Raw genomic sequence first — 16,938 nt, 5'->3', positions numbered from 1 at the left:
GCCATGGCCGGGCCCGGCGACATCCTCTGCTTCTCCGCCGCCGGCCTGCGCCGCTGGGACGGCTTCGCCGCCGATGTCGCCGCGGCGCGAGCCCGGATCGCCGGGCCGGAGCGGGTCTGCAACCTGATGCGCGACCGCTATGTCTACATGGTCGGCCTCGCCGCGGCGCTGCTCAACGGGCAGGCCGTGGTGCTGCCGGCCTCGACCGCGCCGCGCGCCGTCGAGGCGGCGCTCGACGGGCCCGGCGAGACCCTGGTGCTCGGCGGCGAGGCGGCGCCCGAGGGCAGCGCCCGGCGGATCGGGGCGCTGCCGGACGGGCTGGCCGCCGAGCCGGGCGCCGGCCGGGCGCTCCGCCGCGCACTGGAGACCGCGCCGGGCGAGATCCATGTCTTCACCTCCGGCTCCACCGGGCTGCCGGTGCGCCACCGCAAGCGCTGGGCCACCCTGGCCGGCGGCGCGCTGGTCACCGAGGCGGTGCTGGCGGCGGCCGGACACGGCGCCGCGGGCGCCGGCGCGCAGCCCTTCGCGATCCTCGGCAGCACGCCGCACCAGCACATGTACGGGCTGGAGGCGGCGGTGTTCAGCGGCCTCGCCTTCGGCCGGGCGCTGCACCGGGGCACGATCTTCTATCCCGCCGATCTCGAGGCCGCGGTCGCCGATGCGCGGGCCGCCGGGCTCGGCGCCTGCGTGCTGGTCACCAGCCCGGCGCATCTCAGGTTCCTCGAGCCGGCGCTCGCCGCGCTGCCGGAGATCCGCAGCATCATCTCGGCCACCGCGCCGCTGCCGCTGGCGCTGGCCGAGCGCATCGAGGCGGCCGGCACCCGGGTGTTCGAGATCTATGGCAGCACCGAGACCGGCTCGCTGGCGATCCGCCGCACCGCCGCCGACCCGCTCTGGCAGCCGATCGCCGGCTTCACGCTGGAGCAGCTGCCCGAGGGCTGCCGCGCCGCGGCGCCGCATCTCGACGCGTCGGTGCTGCTCGGCGATGCGGTGGAGCTGGCGCCGGACGGCCGCTTCCGCCTGCTCGGGCGGCTCGGCGACATGGTGACGGTGGCCGGCAAGCGCACCAGCCTCGGCACCCTCGAGGCGGTGCTGGCCGAGACCCCGGGCCTGGCCGACGGCGTGGTGCTGCGCCAGCGCCGCGACGAGGGCGACTGGATCGGCGTCGTCGCGGTGCCGCAGGCGGGGCAGGACGAGGCCGGCCTCGGCGCCGCGATCCGCCGGCAGTTCCGCGCCCATCTCGACCCGGTGTTCCTGCCGCAGCGGATCCGCTTTGCCGAGGCGCTGCCGCGCGGCGGCACCGGCAAGATCCCGGCCGAGGCGCAGGGCGCGCTGCTCGAGGCGCTGATGGGCGCGCCGCGGGGCTGACCGGCAGCCGGCCGCGGCGGCGCCCGGAGGCGTCCCTCAGGCGTCCCTCAGGCGGCCCGGCGCCGGGCCGCGAAGCCGAGCCCGGCGAGCGCGCTGCCGAGCAGCAGCAGCCCGGCCGGCAGCGGCACCGCCACGTCGAAGCTGACCCGGCTCGTCGGGCCCCAGGTGGTGCCGGCGAAATCGATGGTCAGCGTGTCGCCCGAGAACAGGAAATCATCCGCCGTCATCCCGAGGATCCCGGAGATGGTCGGCCCGTAGAGCCGAAACGGGGTGCCGGGCATCGACGGATCGGACAGCCCGGAGAGCGTGAGGGTGGCCGGCGAAACGGAGCTGAAGGTCGTCGACAGCAGGCCCGACAGGATCGGGGTAAAGGTGATGTCGACCCAGCCGCCCATGAAGTCGATCTCGAGCTCGTAGAGCGTCGGGCTGTCGGTAAAGATGAACTCCGGCGAGGGCGCATAGGGGGCCGGGGCGATCACCACGCTGGCCGGCGAGCAGTTGAACGACCCCGAGCCGGCGCAGCTCACGGTGGCGCCGACAAGGCTCGCCGCCGGCGCCGCGGTGCCGAGCCCCGCCGCCAGCACGGCGGCCGCGGCGATCCGCCCAATTACACTGTTTCCGATTGCCATTCCACGCCACCCCTCGAAGCAAGAACCTCACCTGACGTGAGCCTAGCCTCGGAAGTGGCGGCACACAACGCCCGTGTTGCCGTGAACGTCGTTTTGTCCGGCCCCGGCGGCGCGCGCCGGGGCAGGCCCGGCCCCGGGGAGGCCCGGGGCGGGGCGGGCTCAGTAGCTGTATTCGGCGTAGAGGCGGGAGAGGTCGCCGCCCCAGTCGCCGTGGTAATGCGCCAGCAGCTCCTCCGCCGGGGTCGTGCCGGTGGCGGCGATCTCCTGCAGCGCGTTGAGGAAATGCGTCTCGTCCGGGATCAGCCCGTCGGCGCCGGGGCGGGCGCGCGCCCTGAGCCCGGCCTCGGCGATGCCGAGCACCTCCTGCGCGATGTCCTGCAGGCTGCGGCCGCGGATCTCGGCCTTCAGCCCGCGCTCGGAGGCGCCGACGCGCAGCGCCTCGCGCTCCTCGGCGGTCCAGCCCTTGCAGACATCCCAGGCGGCATCGAGCGCGCCCGCGTCGTAGAGCAGCCCGACCCAGAGCGCCGGCAGCGCGCAGAGCCGCCGCCACGGCCCGCCATCGGCGCCGCGCATCTCGATGAACTTCTTGATCCGCGCCTCGGGGAAGATCGTGGTCAGGTGGTCGGCCCAGTCCGACAGGGTCGGCACCTCGCCGGGCAGCGCCGGCAGCGCGCCCTTCAGGAAATCCCGGAAGCTCTGGCCGAGCGCGTCGATGTACTTCCCGTCGCGATAGACGAAATACATCGGCACATCGAGCGCGTAATCGACCCAGGCCTCGAAGCCGAACCCCTCCTCGAAGACGAAGGGCAGCATCCCGGTGCGGTCGGCATCGAGGTCGCGCCAGACCCGCGAGCGGTAGGAGAGCAGCCCGTTCGGCCTGCCTTCCCAGAACGGCGAATTGGCGAACAGCGCGGTGGCCACCGGCTGCAGCGCCAGCGCGACGCGCAGCTTGCGCACCATGTCGGCCTCGGAGGCGAAGTCGAGATTCACCTGCACGGTGCAGGTGCGGTACATCATGTGGGTGCCATGGGTGCCGACGCGGCCCATGTAGTCGGTCATCAGCCGGTAGCGGCCCTTCGGCATCATGTCCATCTCGGCCGCCGTCCAGTCCGGCGCGGCGCCGAGGCCGATGAAGCCGGCGCCGATGCGGTCGGCGACCTGGCGCACCTCGGCGAGATGGCTGTTCACCTCGTCGCAGGTCTGGTGGATGGTCTCCAGCGGCGCGCCGGAGAGCTCGAGCTGGCCGCCCGGCTCGAGCGAGACATTGGCGCCGTCCTTGACCAGGCCGATGATGTTGCCGGCCTCCTCGACGGGCGCCCAGCCGAAGCCGTCGCGCAGCCCCTCGAGCATCGCCCGCACCGAGCAGGCGCCCTCGTAGGGCAGCGGCTTGCGGGTCGCGAGATCGTAGCCGAACTTCTCGTGCTCGGTGCCGATGCGCCAGTGATCCTTGGGCTTGCAGCCGGCCTCGAGATAGCCGGCGAGATCCTCGCGGCGCTCGATCGTGCCGCCGCCGCTCTGCGGGATGGACATGGGGGCGCTCCTCCACCAGTGCCTGCATTCAGGGGCCTGCATTCAGGTTCTGGGCGGATAGGCCAATCGGGCGGACGGCACAAGCCTTGACCGCGGGCCGCGGCCTCCCACGGGCCGCCGGCGGCCCGGCGCCGGGCTCACATCGCGTCACGAAACCGTGGCGGGCGCGGGGGTTACTCCTTGGCGCCGTCGCCGCGGGGCAGGTTGAACAGCGCCTCGGGGTCGATCGCGCGGCCGCGCTCGAAACCGTCCGGCTCCTCGCCCTCCTCGCCCTCGCCGCGCGGGTCGCCGAGCGACATGAACTCGGCCGAGGGCTGCGGCAGCGCCGCGCTCTCCTCCGGCTCGCCGAGCGCCAGGCTCTCCTCGGTCGACATCAGCCCGCCCGCCGCCTCTTGCACATCGCCGGCTTTCTTGGCCTTCTTCTCCTGGGCCTTGGCGACGACGGCGTCGAGCTCGATCTGGGAGCAGAGGCCGAGGGCCACGGGGTCCACCGGCTGGATATTGGCGGAGTTCCAATGCGTGCGGTTGCGGATCGCCTCGATGGTGGGCTTGGTCGAGCCGACGAGCTTGGCGATCTGCGGCGTCTCGATCTCGGGATGGTAGCGCACCAGCCAGGCGATCGCCGAGGGCCGGTCCTGCCGCTTGGAGACCGGCACGTAACGCGGCGTCTTCTTCTTCGGCGGCGGCGCCACGCTGCGCCGGATCAGCCGCAGCCGGGCGATCTGGTCGGCCTCGCAGCGCCGGATCTCCTCGGCGGTGAGCTGGTTGTTCTGCACCGGGTCGAGCCCCTTGATGCCGACCGCCACCTCGCCATCCGCGATGCCGGCCACCTCGAGCTCGTGCATGCCGCAGAACTCGGCGATCTGGCGAAAGGTGAGCGTGGTGTTGTCGACCAGCCAGACGGCGGTCGCCTTGGGCATCAAGGGCAGGGTGTCGGTCATCGGGGTCCTCGGCACGATCTGTTCGGGGGCGGGCAGCCAAACCGTCGGCGCAGGCAAAGCAAGGCCGCGCCGTGCGCGGGTGGCCGCGCCGGGTCAACCGACATATAGGACATGCAGCGATGCAAATAAAGCAATATTCCGCAGGTGCCGGATGGCGCAGGCTGGGCGGGGTCCTCGCCCTCGGGATCGGCCTCGCGATCGGTTTCGGGGCGGGACTGCCGGGCCAGCGGGCCCGGGCCGAGGGGTTCGACTACTACGTGCTGGCGCTGTCCTGGAACGCCTCCTGGTGCCGCGCCGAGGGCGATCGCCGGAACGCCCCGCAATGCGACCCGCGGCACGATCACGGCTTCCTGCTGCACGGCCTCTGGCCGCAGGGCGAGGACGACTGGCCGGAATTCTGCCGCAGCCGCGGGCGTGACCCCTCGAAGCGCGAGACCCGGGCGATGGCCGACATCTTCGGCAGCGGCGGGCTCGCCTGGTACCAGTGGAAGAAGCACGGGCGCTGCTCCGGGATGTCGTCGCGGGACTATTTCAGGCTGGCGCGCGAGGCTTATGCGCGGGTGCGCCGGCCCGAGATCCTGCGCCGGATCGACACCGATATGCGGCTCGACCCGGATGTGGTGGAGGCGGCATTTCTCGAGGAAAATCCGGGGCTTGATCCGGATGCGATCTTCGTCACCTGCGGCGACGGGCTGATCCGGGAGGTGCGGATCTGCCTGACCCGGAGCCTCGAGCCGCGGGCCTGCAGCCACAGCGCCCGGCGCGACTGCCGGCGCAGCCAGGCGCTGCTGCCGCCGATGCGCTGAGGCATGGCCTTCGCGGCGCCCGGTCCGGGCGCGCCGCGTCGGCCCCCGGGCGGGACGGCGGCGGTCCGCCCGCGGCGCGAGAGGCGAGGGCAGCGCCGGTGGCGGCCGGGCGATGGCAGGGTTGCCACCGGCGCTCCCGGCGGTCATGCGCCGCGGGCGTGACCCTGCCACGGGCGGCGCGCCCGACGCGGCGCCCCGGAGGCGCCCTGGTGCGGCGGCGCAGCGCCGCGGCGGCGTGCGGGATGCGCCGCGGGTCGGGTCGGGGCCGGCCCGGGCCGGGTGGGGCGGGGCCGGCGCTACTCGGCGAGGCGCTGGCAGATCCGGTCGAGATCGTCGAGGTTGCGGTAGCGGATGCGCAGCTCGCCCTCGCCGCCGGCCTCGTGGACGATCTCCACCCGCATGCCGAGCGCGGCGGAGAGGTCGCCCTCGAGGAGCCGGGTGTCGGCGTCCTTCTCGGGCCGCGCCGCCCTGCCGCCGGAGCGGCCCTCGGCCGCGCCGCCGACGCTGCCGTCGCCGGCCGCCCTTGCCTCCTTGGCGCGGGCCTCGATCTGGCGCACGCTCATGCCCTTGGCCACCGCCTCGCGGGCCAGCGCCGCCGGGTTCGGCGCGGTGACCAGCGCGCGGGCATGGCCGGCGGAGATCCGGCCCTCGCGCAGCATCGCCTGGACCTCCTCGGGCAGCAGCCGCAGGCGCAGCAGGTTGGCGAGGTGGCTGCGGCTCTTGCCGACGACGCGGGCGAGATCCTCCTGGGTGTAGCCGAAGGTCTCGATCAGCTGGGCATAGCCCTCGGCCTCCTCGATCGGGTTGAGATCGGCGCGCTGCACGTTCTCGATGATCGCGACCTCGAGCAGGGTGCGGTCGTCGACCTCGCGGACGATCGCCGGCAGCGCGTGCAGCCCGGCGCGCTGTGCCGCGCGCCAGCGCCGCTCGCCGGCGACGATCTGGTGCAGGCCGCTCTTCGCCGGGTCCGGGCGCACGATGATCGGCTGCAGCACGCCGCGCTCGCGGATCGAGGCGGCGAGCTCCTCGAGCGCCGCCTCGTCGAAGCGCCGGCGCGGCTGGTCGGGGTTGGGCGCCACCAGGTCGATCGGCATCGAGACCACCAGCGCCTCGCCGGTGGTGCGGGGCTCGGCGCCGAACGGCACCGCCTTGGTCTCCGGCGCAACCGCGACCGGCTCCTCGCCGAGCAGCGCGGAGAGGCCGCGGCCGAGGCCCCGGCGCGGTTCGGACTTGCGGGCGGGGGGATGCGCGTTCATGGGTTTCTCCTCCCTCATGCCGCCAGCGTCACGCCGTCGCGCGACAGCACCTCGGTGGCCAGCGTGCGATAGGCCCGGCTGCCGGCGCAGTCGCGGTCGTAGACCAGCGCCGGCAGGGCGTGGCTCGGCGCCTCGGAGAGCCGGACATTGCGCGGGATCACGGTCTGGTAGACGACCTCGCCGAGGGTGGCGCGGACATCCTCCTCGACCTGGGCGGAGAGCCGGTTGCGGCGGTCGAACATGGTCAGCACGATGCCGTGGATGCGCAGCCCCGGATTGAGCCCGCGCTGCACCCGGCGGATCGTGCCGAGCAGCTGGGTCAGGCCCTCGAGGGCGAAGAACTCGCATTGCAGCGGCACCATCACGCTGTCGGCCGCGGTCATCGCGTTGACGGTGAGCAGGTTGAGCGAGGGCGGGCAGTCGATCAGCACGAAGTCGTAGGCGGCGAGATCGGCCGCCGCCTCGGGCGCGCGCAGCGCCGCGCGCAGGCGGCGGGCGCGGTCCGGGTCGTCGACCATCTCGACATCGACGCCGGAGAGATCGACGGTGGCCGGGGCGATGTCGAGCCGTTCATGGCCCGAGCTCTGGATCGCGGCGGCCATCGGGGTGGCGCCGCAGAGCACGTCATAGGTGGTCCGGGCGCGGGCCTCGGGGTCGATGCCGAGGCCGGTGGAGGCGTTGCCCTGCGGGTCGAGATCGACGATCAGCACGCGCTGGGCGCGGGCCGCGAGCGCGGTGCCGAGATTGATCGCGGTGGTCGTCTTGCCGACGCCGCCCTTCTGGTTGACGATCGCGATGATCCGGCCTGCCGCCGATGGCGGCTCAAGATGTTGGGTCATGGCTCTGCTCGATGCTCCGAATATGGGTTAGCCTCAGGATCGTCGCGTTGCCGTCGGTGCGGCTCGCGATCTTTGTCACGTGATAATGCCAGCGCTCCGCCGCCGCGGTCAATTCGGAATCGGCACGTGCGCCCTTGGGAAACAGCGCCACCGTCTCCGGGCCGCCGAGGCGGGCGGCATGGGCCAGCAGCGCCGGCAGCGGGGCCAGCGCCCGGGCCGAGATCACCTCCGGCGGGGCGGGCAGCGCGAGCGCCTCGATGCGCTCGGCGCGGATCGCCGGCGCCAGCCCCATCTCGCGCGCCGCGGTGGCGAGGAAGGCGGCCTTGCGCCGGTCCGACTCGACCAGCGTCACCGCCGGGCCGCCGGCCTCGGCGGCGAGCGCCGCGATCACCAGCCCGGGCAGGCCGGCGCCGGCGCCGAGATCGACCCAGCTGCGGGCGCCCGCGGGCCGCAGCGGCCAGAGCTGGGCACAGTCGGCGATGTGGCGCGACCAGAGCTCCGGCACGGTGGAAGGCGCGATCAGGTTGATCCGCCGGGTCCAGGTTTCCAGCACCCGGGCGAAGATCTCGAGCCGGGCCAGCGTTTCACGTGAAACATCGAAGGCCCGGGCGAAGGCCTCCGGGCTCACGCCGACTTCCGGGTGTCGAGCCGCCTTGCCGCCACCAGCAGCAGCGCCAGCGCCGCCGGGGTCATGCCCTCGATGCGGCGGGCCTCGCCGAGGCTGCGCGGCCGGCGCGCGGCGAGCTTGGCGCGCAGCTCGCCGGAGAGCCCGGGCAGGGCGGCGAAGTCGATCCCCGGCGGCAGCGGGCGCGCCTCCTCGCGGGCGAGCTCGGCGATGTCGGCCTCCTGCCGGGCGATGTAGCCGGCGTAATGCGCCTCGCGGGCGAGCTGGGCGAGATCATCCGGCGCGACCGCGCCGAGCTCGGGCCAGAGCCGCACCAGCACCTCGGGCGAGCCTTCCGGATGCGCCAGCAGCTCCAGCGCGTTGCGGCGCACGCCGTCCTGGTTGAGCGCGAGCCCGGCCTTCTGCGCCTCCGAGGGGGTGATGCTCACCGCCCGGGCGAGGCCGCGCGCCGCCTCCAGCCGCGCGCGCCGGGCCTCGAAGGCGGCCCGCCGGGCCTCCCCGACGCAGCCCGCCGCGATGCCGAGCGGGGTCAGCCGCTGGTCGGCATTGTCGGCGCGCAGCGAGAGCCGGTATTCGGCGCGCGAGGTGAACATGCGGTAGGGCTCGGTGACGCCGCGGCTCACCAGATCGTCGATCATCACGCCGATATAGCTCCCGGTGCGCGGGAAGCTCACCGGCTCCTCGCCGCGCACGCTGCGCGCCGCGTTGAGGCCGGCGACCAGCCCCTGCGCCGCCGCCTCCTCGTAGCCGGTGGTGCCGTTGATCTGGCCGGCGAGCCAGAGCCCGGCGACCGCGCGCAGCTCCAGCGTCGGGCCGAGCGCCCGCGGGTCGACATAGTCGTATTCGATGGCATAGCCGGGGCGCAGGATCTCGGCCCGCTCCAGCCCGCGGATCGAGCGCACATAGTCCACCTGCACCGCCGCCGGCAGCGAGGTCGAGATGCCGTTGGGATAGACCTGCCGGTCCGCCAGCCCCTCCGGCTCGAGGAAGATCTGGTGCGACGGCTTCTCGGCAAAGCGCACCACCTTGTCCTCGATCGAGGGGCAGTAGCGCGGGCCGACGCCCTCGATATGCCCGCCATACATCGCCGATCGCGCGAGATTGGCGCGGATGATCTCGTGCGTGCGCTCGTTGGTATGGGTGATGTGGCAGGGGACCTGGCGGGCCTCCGGCGCGCGGCTGAGGAAGGAGAACAGCTCCGGCTCGGCATCCCCCGGCTGCGCCTCCAGCGCGGCGAAGTCGATGGTGGCGCGGTCGAGCCGCGGCGGGGTGCCGGTCTTCAGCCGCCCGACATCGAGGCCGAGGCCGCGGATCCGGTCGGCGAGGCGCTGCGCCGCGGGGTCGCCCATGCGCCCGCCGGCGCGGCGCTCCTCGCCGATATGGATGACGCCGCCGAGGAAGGTGCCGGTGGTCAGCACCACGGCGCGGACCGGCAGGCGGCTGCCCCCGGCCAGCACCACCGCGGCGACGCGGCCGCCGGCGATCTCGATGTCCACCACCTCGCCCTCGACCACCGCGAGGCCCGGCATGGCGGCGATCTCGGCCTGCATGTGCCGGCGATAGAGCGCCCGGTCGCACTGCGCCCGCGGGCCGCGCACCGCCGGCCCCTTGCGCCGGTTGAGCAGGCGGAACTGGATGCCGGCGCGGTCCGCGACCCGGCCCATGACGCCGTCCAGCGCGTCGATCTCGCGCACCAGGTGGCCCTTGCCGAGGCCGCCGATCGCCGGGTTGCAGGACATCTCGCCGATGCGGTCGGCGCGATGCGTGACCAGCGCCACCGAGACGCCGCAGCGCGCCGCCGCATGGGCGGCATCGGCGCCCGCATGGCCGCCGCCGATCACCACAACATCGAACCCGTCCGTCGTCATCCCGTCACCCGGTTGTTTCACGTGGAACAGTCCGCCCGCCGCCGGGAGCCCGTGCCCGTTCCAGTGTCCGTGCCCGTGCCGATGTTCCACGTGGAACAGGCCGGGCCGCGCTCACTTGCCGAGGCAGAACCGCGCGAAGACCTCGCCCAGAACCTCTTCGGTGTCCACCCGCCCGATCAGCCGTTCCAGCGCGCGGAGCCCGGTGCGGATGTCCTCCGATATCAGTTCGGGGGGGCGGAAATCCAGCCCCTCGGCGGCCTGCGCCAGCGCATTTCGCGCCGCCTCCAGCGCCAGCCGCTGCCGCTCATGCGCCACCAGCCCTTCCGAGGGCACCCGCTCGCCGAGCCGCGCCGCGATCGCGCCGAGCAGCGCCCGCAGCCCCGCGCCGGTGGTCGCCGAGACCGCAAGGCCCGCCGCGGCGCCGCCGAGATCGGCCTTGCTGGCGAGCCGCAGGTCCCCCGGCCGCTCCAGCGCCAGCGCCTCCCGCGGCAGCGGCGCATCCGGCGCCGCCAGCAGCAGCCGCAGCGCCGCCGCCTCGGCCCGCGCGGTGGCGCGCGCCACCCCGATCGCCTCCACCGGGTCGGCCGTGGGGCGCAGCCCGGCCATGTCGAGGAACACCACCGGCAGCCCCTCGAGATCGTAGCGCAGCTCGACCACGTCGCGCGTGGTGCCCGGCATCGGCGAGGTGATCGCCGCCTCGCGCCCGGCGAGCGCGTTCAGCAGGCTCGACTTGCCGGCATTCGGCGCGCCGAGGATCGCCACCTCGAAGCCCTGGCGCAGCCGCTCCGCCCCCTCCGAGACGGCGAGCGCCCGGTCGATCTCCGCCACCACGCCGCCGAGCAGGGTGCCGACCTCCGGCTCGACCCGCTCCGGCACCTCCTCGTCGGCCCAGTCGATCACCGCCTCGGTCAGCGCCAGCGCCCGCACCAGCGCCCCGCGCCAGCCCTCCGCCAGCCGCGACAGCCCGCCGAGCTGGCGCACCGCCTGGGCCCGCTGCGCCTCGGTCTCCGCCGCGATCAGGTCGCCCAGCGCCTCGACCTCGGCGAGATCCATCCGCCCGGCCTCGAAGGCGCGCAGCGTGAACTCGCCGGGCTCGGCGAGCCGGGTGCCCGGCACCGCCGCCACCGCCGCCAGCACCGCGCGCAGCACCGCGAGCCCGCCATGGCAGTGCAGCTCGACCATCGCCTCGCCGGTGAAGCTGGCGCCCGCGGCGAGGCGCAGCACCAGCGCCTCGTCCAGCAGCCCGCCGGCGCCGTCGCGCAGCCGCCGCAGCGCCGCCCGCCGCGGCGCCGGCAGCGGCCCGCCGGTCAGCGCCGCCAGCACCGCATCCGCCGCCGGGCCGGAGATCCGCACCACCGCGATCCCGGCCCGCCCCGGCGCCGTCGCCGGCGCATAGATCGTCGCCCGCTGCCCGCTCATGCCCGCCCGCTCATGACCCACAGTCTCCCGGCCTTGACCCGCCGCCGCGGCCCGGCTCAATTCTATCCGCCCAGACCGGCGGGCCGCGCCGCGCGGACCCCCGGCAGCCCAGGAAAGGACCCCGCCCATGGCCGAGATCGACGCCATCCGCATCACCGAGACCGGCGGCCCCGCCGTCATGACCGCCACCCGCGTGCCGCTGCCGGAGCCCGGCCCCGGCGAGATCCGCATCCGCCATGCCGCGATCGGCGTCAACTTCATCGACACCTATCACCGCTCGGGTCTCTACCCGGTGCCGCTGCCCTCCGGCATCGGGCTCGAGGCCGCAGGCACCGTCGAGGCGGTCGGCGAAGGCGCCGGCTGGGAGGTCGGCGAGCGCGCGGTCTACTGCTCCGGCCCGATCGGCTCCTATGCCGAGGCCCATGTCGTCAAGGCCGACCGCGCCGTCCGCCTGCCCGAGGCGATCGCCTTCGAGACCGCCGCCGGCAGCCTGCTCAAGGGCCTGACGGTGCAATACCTGATCCGCCAGATCCACCGCGTCGAGGCCGGCGAGACCGTGGTCTTCCATGCCGGCGCCGGCGGCGTCGGGCAGATCGCGGTGCAATGGCTGAAATCCCTCGGCGCGACGGTGATCTCGACCGCCGGCGGGGCCGAGAAATGCGCCCTGGTGCGCGGCCTCGGCGCCGATCATGTGATCGACTACCGCGCCGAGGGCGTCGAGGCGATCGCGCCGAAGGTGCGCGAGATCACCGGCGGGGAGGGCGTGCCGGTGGTGTTCGACGGCGTCGGCCGCGACACCTTCATGGCCTCGCTCGACTGCCTGCGCACGCGCGGGCTCTTCGTCACCTTCGGCAATGCCTCGGGCCCGATCACCGGCGTCGATCTCGGCATCCTCGCCGCCAAGGGCTCGCTCTTCGTGACCCGGCCGACGCTGGCGAGCTATGTCGCCACCCGCGAGGCGCTGCAGGCCGCGGCCGACGATCTCTTCGCCGTGCTCGCCTCCGGCGCGGTCAGGCTCGCCGAGCCGACGGTGTTCCCGCTGGCCGAGGCGGTGGCGGCGCATACCGCGCTCGAGGGCCGCGCCACCACCGGCTCGCTGATCCTGAAGCCCTGAGGGCCGGCCCGAGACCCCGGCGCCGCCCTCAGCCGGCGGCGCCGGCATCCGCACCCGCACCGGTCCCGGCATCGGCCAGCCCGCGCCCTTCCAGCAGCGCCTCCGGCCCCGGCATGGCGCCGCGAAAGCCGAGATAGGCCGCCTCCGGCTCGGCGCGCCCGCCGGCCGAGAGCACATGCGCCTCCAGCTTCGCCGCGGTCGCCCGGTCGAACACGTCGCCGGTCTCCTCGAAGGCGCGGAAGGCATCGGCATCCATCACCTCCGACCACATGTAGCTGTAATAGCCCGAGGCATAGCCGCTGCCGGCGAAGACATGCAGGAAATGCGGGCTGCGGTGGCGCATCGCGATCTCCCGCGGCATGCCGATCTCCGCCAGCACCGCCGCCTCGAACGCCGCCGGGTCGGCCGCCGCCGCGGCCGCGCGCGGCCCGTGCATCTCGAGATCGACCAGCGCCGAGCCGAGATATTCCACCGTGGCGAAGCCCTGGCCGAAGGTCTCCGCCGCCTTCAGCCGCGCCACCAGCGCCTCGGGCATCGGCGCCCCGGTCTCGACATGGCGGGCATGCTTGGCCAGCACCTCCGGCACCGCCAGCCAGTGCTCGTAGAGCTGGCTCGGCAGCTCGACGAAGTCGCGCGCCACCGCGGTGCCGCTGATCGAGGGATAGGTGACGTCCGAGAGCAGCCCGTGCAGCGCATGGCCGAACTCGTGGAACAGCGTCCGCGCATCGTCGAAGCTCAGCAGCGTCGGCGCGCCCTTCGCGAAGTTGCAGGTGTTGAGGATGATCGGCCGGTGCGGCTCGGTCAGCTTCTGCTGCCGGCGCAGCGCGCTCGCCCAGGCGCCCGAGCGCTTCGAGCTGCGCGCGAAATAGTCGCCGACGAAGAGCCCGACATGGGCGCCGCCGCGCGTCACCTCCCAGGCCCGCGCATCGCGGTGGGGCAGGGGCAGCCCCTCGACCTCGCGGAATTCCAGCCCGAAGAGCCGCCCGGCCACATCGAAGGCGGCGGCGATGACATTGTCCAGCGCGAGATAGGGCTTGAGCGCCGCCTCATCGAGATCGTGGAGTTTTTTCCGTTGTTTTTCAGCGAGATACCGCCAGTCCCAGGCCTCGACCGGATCGTTCATCCCGGCCTCCTGCGCCAGCGCCTCCAGCGCCGCGCGGTCGGCCTCGGCCTTCGCCCGGGCCGGGCGCCAGACCTGCATCAGCAGCCCGCGCACCCGGTCCGGCGTCTTCGCCATCTCCTCGGCGAGGCGGAAATCCGCGAAGCTCTCGAAGCCGAGCAGCTTCGCCTTCTCGTCGCGCAGCGCCAGCGTCTCGGCGATGATCGGCCAGGTGCCGCCAGCGCCGCCCTCGCTGCCGCTCTCGCCGCGCCCGGTCCAGGCCCGCCAGGCCGCCTCGCGCAGGTCGCGCCGGTCGGAGAGGGCGAGGAACGGCTCCACCGAGGAGCGCGACAGCGTGATCACCCCGGCCGCATCCGCCCCGCGGGCCGCCGCCTCGGCCCGCGCCGCGGCGACGAGGAAATCCGGCAGCCCGGCCATGTCGTCCTCGCCGAGCGCCAGCGACCAGTCCTGCTCGTCCTTCAGCACCGCCTGCGCGAAGGCGGTGCCGAGCTCGGCCAGCCGGGTGCCGATCTCGCGCATCCGCGCCCGGCCGGCCGCGTCGAGATCCGCGCCGGCGCGGCGGAAGCGGCGCTGCGCCAGCTCGGTCACCCGCGCCGCCTCCGGCCCGAGCCCCTCGGCCGTCACCGCCTTGACCCGCGCCCAGAGCGCCGCATCGGTCAGGATCGCCTGGCCATGCGCCGCGAGCTGCGGGCTGAGCCGCCGCTCGATCGCCTGCAGCTCGGCGCTGGTGTCCGAGGCGGCCAGCGTGAAGAAGATGCTGGCCACCCGGTCGAGCCGTTCGCCGGCGCGCTCCAGCGCCTCGATGGTGTTGGCGAAGTCCGGCGCCGCCGCGTTGTCGCGGATCGCCGCGATCTCGGCATTGTGATCGCCCATCGCCGCGGCGAAGGCCGGCTCGAAATCCGCCGGCGCGATCGCTCCGAAATCGGGCAGGCCGAAGGGCCCGGTCCAGTCGGTGATCGCCGGGTTCACGCTCTCGCTCATCGTTTCGTCTCCAGGGCCGCGGTGGCAGGGCGCGCCGCGATGCGCGCCATCCAGGCCGCGAGGTTGTCGAGGCCGCCGGGCATCTCGTGGCGGATGATCCGCCGGAAGTTCGCCGCGACATAGGCGGTGATGTCGGCCATGGTCAGCCGGTCGGCGGCGATCCAGTCGCGCCCCTCGAGGCGCCGGTCCAGCGCCGCGAGATGCCCGTCGATGCGGCCGCGGTTGACCTCGGCCCAGTCCGGGCACTGCTGCTCGAGCACCGCCATCTTCGGATTGCTGTGCCGGAAGCTGTGCCCGACCGCGGCGAACAGGCCGAACTCGGCCCGGCGCTGCCACATCTCGATCAGCGCCGCCTCCAGCGGGCCGCGCCCGAGCAGGTTGGGCTCCGGATGCAGCGCCTCGAGATAGCGCGCGATCGCCTGGGTCTCGGTGATCACGGTGCCGTCCTCGAGCTCGAGCGCCGGCACCTGCGGCGCGCCGACCCGGGCGAGATAGTCCGGGCTCTTGTGCGCGCCGGCCATCAGGTCTACCGGGATGCGCTCGATCTCGATGCCCTTCTCGGCGAGGAACAGGTTCAGCCGCATCGGGTTCGGCGCCAGGGGCTGGTCGTAGAGCAGCACGGGTTTCGGCAGCATCGCGCAATTCCTCTTCTGATCAGGCCATAAGCTAATGGGACGGCCGGGCCCCGCCAAGCCGTCTCGCCTGCAGACGCCAAAGGGACCCGCATCCATGCCCGACCGCCGCATCCTCCGCGACCATGCGCTCGCCCTGCTCGCCGCGACCATCGCCCTCGGCGCCCTGCTCGCCGGCCTCGCCGCCCTCGGCGGGCCGGAGATCGGCGGCGGCATCGCCGTGGTGCCGGTGCTGGCCGCGACCTTCTTCGCCGGCAGCCGCCATGCGATGCGCGGCGGCGCCGCGCCGCGGGGCCCGGCCGCCTGGCGCCTCGCCTTCGCGCTGCTCGGGGTCACGCTGCTGGTCTCGGCGCTGCTGACCGGGGTCTGGGCGGCGCTCGCGCTCGGCCCGGAGGACCGCGCCGCGCTGGCCGCCGCCGCCGCGCCGCTGGCCGAGCCGACGGCGCTCGCGGTCGTCGCCGTCACCGCCCTGAGCGCGCTGGCGATCCTGCTGCTCGGGCTGCGCTGGATCTTCGCCTATGCCGTCGGCAACATGGCCCGCAGCATGGCGCGGATGCGCCGCTGAGCCGCCCCCGCCGGCCCCCGCGGCCGGCCTCCGCACACGCCCCGCGCAGGCCCCAGGGGCGCCCCGCCAGCGCCCGGTGAGACGCCGCGCCGCGCCCCGCGCGCGGGGAGGTGACGGCGCGCTCCGGGCCGGCTATGAAGCGCCGCATGGGCTTCGCACATCGACATCTCCTCGGCATCGAGCAGCTCTCGGCGGCCGACATCACCGCGATCCTCGACCTCTCCGAGGATTACGTCGCGCTCAACCGGCGGCGCGACAAGCATCTCGACCGGCTGCGCGGGCTCACCCAGATCAACCTGTTCTTCGAGGCCTCGACCCGCACCCAGGCCTCCTTCGAGCTCGCCGGCAAGCGGCTCGGGGCGGATGTGATGAACATGTCGGTCTCCTCCTCCTCGATGCGCAAGGGCGAGACGCTGATCGACACCGCGGTGACGCTGAACGCCATGCATCCGGACCTCCTGGTGGTGCGGCACGGCGCCTCCGGGGCGGTGGCGCTGCTGGCGCAGAAGGTCAACTGCGCGGTGCTGAATGCCGGCGACGGGCGCCACGAGCACCCGACCCAGGCGCTGCTCGACGCGCTCACCATCCGGCGCCACAAGGGCCGGCTGTCGCGCCTCACCGTGGCGATCTGCGGCGACATCGCCAATTCCCGCGTGGCGCGCTCCAACATCCTCTGCCTCAATGCCATGGAGAACCGGGTCCGGGTGATCGCGCCGCCGACCCTGCTGCCCTCCGGCATCGAGCGCTTCGGCGTCGAGGTCTTCACCGAGATGGAGGCCGGGCTCGCCGACTGCGACGTGGTGATGATGCTGCGCATCCAGAACGAGCGGCTGGAGGGCACCGCGCTGCCCTCGCGGCGCGAGTTCTTCCACCGCTACGGCCTCACCGCCGAGAAGCTGGCGCTGGCCCGGCCGGACGCCATCGTCATGCATCCCGGCCCGATGAACCGCGGCGTCGAGATCGACCCCACCGTGGCCGACGACATCGACCGCTCGGTGATCCAGCAGCAGGTCGAGATGGGCGTCGCGGTGCGCATGGCGGTGCTCGACCTCCTGGCCCGCAGCCATGGCGCCGCCGCCTGAGCCGGTGCCCGCAGCGCCCGTTGCGGCGCCCGTGACGGCGCCCGGGCCGCCGCGCGCGCCTTCCCCGGCCCGGCCCGCCGCCGGAGCCGCCGCGGCGCGATGACCCGTGATCTCCCTGATCGGCAGGACCCCCCGATGCACAAGCGCCGAGGCAAAGCGGCGG

The 16,938-nt window shown here is 74.1% G+C and carries 15 protein-coding genes; 5 read left to right on the top strand and 10 right to left on the bottom strand.

Translation table 11 applies throughout. From position 1 onward, the window contains the following. Positions 1-3 precede the first annotated feature (3 nt). Positions 4-1,368, top strand: coding sequence for an AMP-binding protein (locus QSJ97_RS20945; RefSeq protein WP_285674199.1), 1,365 nt, complete (start codon positions 4-6; stop codon positions 1,366-1,368). A gap of 47 nt (positions 1,369-1,415) precedes the next feature. Here QSJ97_RS20945 and QSJ97_RS20940 read toward each other — a convergent pair whose 3' ends face one another. The 3 genes from QSJ97_RS20940 to QSJ97_RS20930 form a co-directional block, all read right to left on the bottom strand. Further along, on the bottom strand, positions 1,416-1,997 hold the full coding sequence (locus QSJ97_RS20940) for a VPLPA-CTERM sorting domain-containing protein (RefSeq protein WP_285674197.1): 582 nt from the start codon (positions 1,995-1,997) through the stop codon (positions 1,416-1,418). Positions 1,998-2,156: 159 nt separating this feature from the next. Beyond that, complete coding sequence (locus QSJ97_RS20935; RefSeq protein ID WP_285674196.1) at positions 2,157-3,527, bottom strand: glutamate--cysteine ligase; 1,371 nt, start codon at positions 3,525-3,527, stop codon at positions 2,157-2,159. A 173-nt stretch (positions 3,528-3,700) separates the two neighbouring features. Further along, positions 3,701-4,468, bottom strand: coding sequence for a DUF1013 domain-containing protein (locus QSJ97_RS20930; protein WP_285674195.1), 768 nt, complete (start codon positions 4,466-4,468; stop codon positions 3,701-3,703). 119 nt (positions 4,469-4,587) lie between these two features. On the opposite strand from QSJ97_RS20930, the gene QSJ97_RS20925 reads away from it, so the two are divergent. Next, positions 4,588-5,274: a ribonuclease T2 family protein gene (locus QSJ97_RS20925; RefSeq protein WP_285674193.1), complete on the top strand. Its 687-nt coding sequence runs from the start codon at positions 4,588-4,590 to the stop codon at positions 5,272-5,274. A gap of 296 nt (positions 5,275-5,570) precedes the next feature. Here the strand turns inward: QSJ97_RS20925 and QSJ97_RS20920 are convergent, their stop codons facing one another. From QSJ97_RS20920 to mnmE, 5 genes are all read right to left on the bottom strand, one after another. Then, a complete protein-coding gene (locus QSJ97_RS20920) occupies positions 5,571-6,530 on the bottom strand; it encodes a ParB/RepB/Spo0J family partition protein (RefSeq protein ID WP_285674191.1) in 960 nt (319 codons plus the stop codon). Positions 6,531-6,544: 14 nt separating this feature from the next. Then, entirely contained in the window at positions 6,545-7,369 is an 825-nt protein-coding gene (locus QSJ97_RS20915; protein WP_285674189.1) for a ParA family protein, read from the bottom strand. Continuing rightward, complete coding sequence (locus QSJ97_RS20910; protein WP_285674187.1) at positions 7,353-7,997, bottom strand: 16S rRNA (guanine(527)-N(7))-methyltransferase RsmG; 645 nt, start codon at positions 7,995-7,997, stop codon at positions 7,353-7,355. Before QSJ97_RS20910 ends, QSJ97_RS20915 begins: the two co-directional genes overlap by 17 nt. Next, the gene (gene mnmG, locus QSJ97_RS20905; RefSeq protein WP_285674186.1) at positions 7,994-9,862 is read right to left on the bottom strand and encodes a tRNA uridine-5-carboxymethylaminomethyl(34) synthesis enzyme MnmG; all 1,869 of its coding nucleotides are present in this window, start codon (positions 9,860-9,862) and stop codon (positions 7,994-7,996) included. Before mnmG ends, QSJ97_RS20910 begins: the two co-directional genes overlap by 4 nt. A 111-nt stretch (positions 9,863-9,973) precedes the next feature. Beyond that, positions 9,974-11,281, bottom strand: coding sequence for a tRNA uridine-5-carboxymethylaminomethyl(34) synthesis GTPase MnmE (gene mnmE / locus QSJ97_RS20900; RefSeq protein ID WP_285674184.1), 1,308 nt, complete (start codon positions 11,279-11,281; stop codon positions 9,974-9,976). A gap of 127 nt (positions 11,282-11,408) precedes the next feature. Between mnmE and QSJ97_RS20895 the strand changes: the two genes are divergently transcribed. After that, positions 11,409-12,395, top strand: coding sequence for a quinone oxidoreductase family protein (locus tag QSJ97_RS20895; RefSeq protein WP_285674182.1), 987 nt, complete (start codon positions 11,409-11,411; stop codon positions 12,393-12,395). Between the two features lie 28 nt (positions 12,396-12,423). Here the strand turns inward: QSJ97_RS20895 and QSJ97_RS20890 are convergent, their stop codons facing one another. Next, positions 12,424-14,496 carry a M3 family metallopeptidase gene (locus QSJ97_RS20890; protein WP_285674181.1) on the bottom strand — a complete coding sequence of 691 codons (2,073 nt, stop codon included), beginning with the start codon at positions 14,494-14,496 and terminating at the stop codon, positions 12,424-12,426. Further along, on the bottom strand, positions 14,493-15,131 hold the full coding sequence (locus QSJ97_RS20885; RefSeq protein WP_285674179.1) for a glutathione S-transferase family protein: 639 nt from the start codon (positions 15,129-15,131) through the stop codon (positions 14,493-14,495). Before QSJ97_RS20885 ends, QSJ97_RS20890 begins: the two co-directional genes overlap by 4 nt. A gap of 94 nt (positions 15,132-15,225) precedes the next feature. On the opposite strand from QSJ97_RS20885, the gene QSJ97_RS20880 reads away from it, so the two are divergent. Both QSJ97_RS20880 and QSJ97_RS20875 read left to right on the top strand, forming a co-directional pair. After that, positions 15,226-15,693, top strand: coding sequence for an ABZJ_00895 family protein (locus tag QSJ97_RS20880; protein WP_285674177.1), 468 nt, complete (start codon positions 15,226-15,228; stop codon positions 15,691-15,693). A gap of 146 nt (positions 15,694-15,839) precedes the next feature. Continuing rightward, entirely contained in the window at positions 15,840-16,775 is a 936-nt protein-coding gene (locus QSJ97_RS20875; protein ID WP_285674175.1) for an aspartate carbamoyltransferase catalytic subunit, read from the top strand. The last annotated feature ends 163 nt before the right edge of the window (positions 16,776-16,938 follow it).

Origin of the sequence: Paralimibaculum aggregatum (assembly GCF_030270585.1) — a bacterium.
GTDB lineage: Bacteria > Pseudomonadota > Alphaproteobacteria > Rhodobacterales > Rhodobacteraceae > Thermohalobaculum > Thermohalobaculum aggregatum.
Note: the sequence above shows the minus strand (reverse complement) of the source record. Positions and strands in the feature narration are given on the sequence as shown.

What these genes read in the sequence shown, in the direction of transcription:
- QSJ97_RS20945 (WP_285674199.1), top strand. Translation starts at nt 4, where the DNA reads ATGGCCGGGCCCGGCGACATCCTCTGCTTCTCCGCCGCCGGCCTGCGC.
- QSJ97_RS20940 (WP_285674197.1), bottom strand. Translation starts at nt 1,997, where the DNA reads ATGGCAATCGGAAACAGTGTAATTGGGCGGATCGCCGCGGCCGCCGTG.
- QSJ97_RS20935 (WP_285674196.1), bottom strand. Translation starts at nt 3,527, where the DNA reads ATGTCCATCCCGCAGAGCGGCGGCGGCACGATCGAGCGCCGCGAGGAT.
- QSJ97_RS20930 (WP_285674195.1), bottom strand. Translation starts at nt 4,468, where the DNA reads ATGACCGACACCCTGCCCTTGATGCCCAAGGCGACCGCCGTCTGGCTG.
- QSJ97_RS20925 (WP_285674193.1), top strand. Translation starts at nt 4,588, where the DNA reads ATGCAAATAAAGCAATATTCCGCAGGTGCCGGATGGCGCAGGCTGGGC.
- QSJ97_RS20920 (WP_285674191.1), bottom strand. Translation starts at nt 6,530, where the DNA reads ATGAACGCGCATCCCCCCGCCCGCAAGTCCGAACCGCGCCGGGGCCTC.
- QSJ97_RS20915 (WP_285674189.1), bottom strand. Translation starts at nt 7,369, where the DNA reads ATGACCCAACATCTTGAGCCGCCATCGGCGGCAGGCCGGATCATCGCG.
- mnmG (WP_285674186.1), bottom strand. Translation starts at nt 9,862, where the DNA reads ATGACGACGGACGGGTTCGATGTTGTGGTGATCGGCGGCGGCCATGCG.
- mnmE (WP_285674184.1), bottom strand. Translation starts at nt 11,281, where the DNA reads ATGAGCGGGCAGCGGGCGACGATCTATGCGCCGGCGACGGCGCCGGGG.
- QSJ97_RS20895 (WP_285674182.1), top strand. Translation starts at nt 11,409, where the DNA reads ATGGCCGAGATCGACGCCATCCGCATCACCGAGACCGGCGGCCCCGCC.
- QSJ97_RS20890 (WP_285674181.1), bottom strand. Translation starts at nt 14,496, where the DNA reads ATGAGCGAGAGCGTGAACCCGGCGATCACCGACTGGACCGGGCCCTTC.
- QSJ97_RS20885 (WP_285674179.1), bottom strand. Translation starts at nt 15,131, where the DNA reads ATGCTGCCGAAACCCGTGCTGCTCTACGACCAGCCCCTGGCGCCGAAC.
- QSJ97_RS20880 (WP_285674177.1), top strand. Translation starts at nt 15,226, where the DNA reads ATGCCCGACCGCCGCATCCTCCGCGACCATGCGCTCGCCCTGCTCGCC.
- QSJ97_RS20875 (WP_285674175.1), top strand. Translation starts at nt 15,840, where the DNA reads ATGGGCTTCGCACATCGACATCTCCTCGGCATCGAGCAGCTCTCGGCG.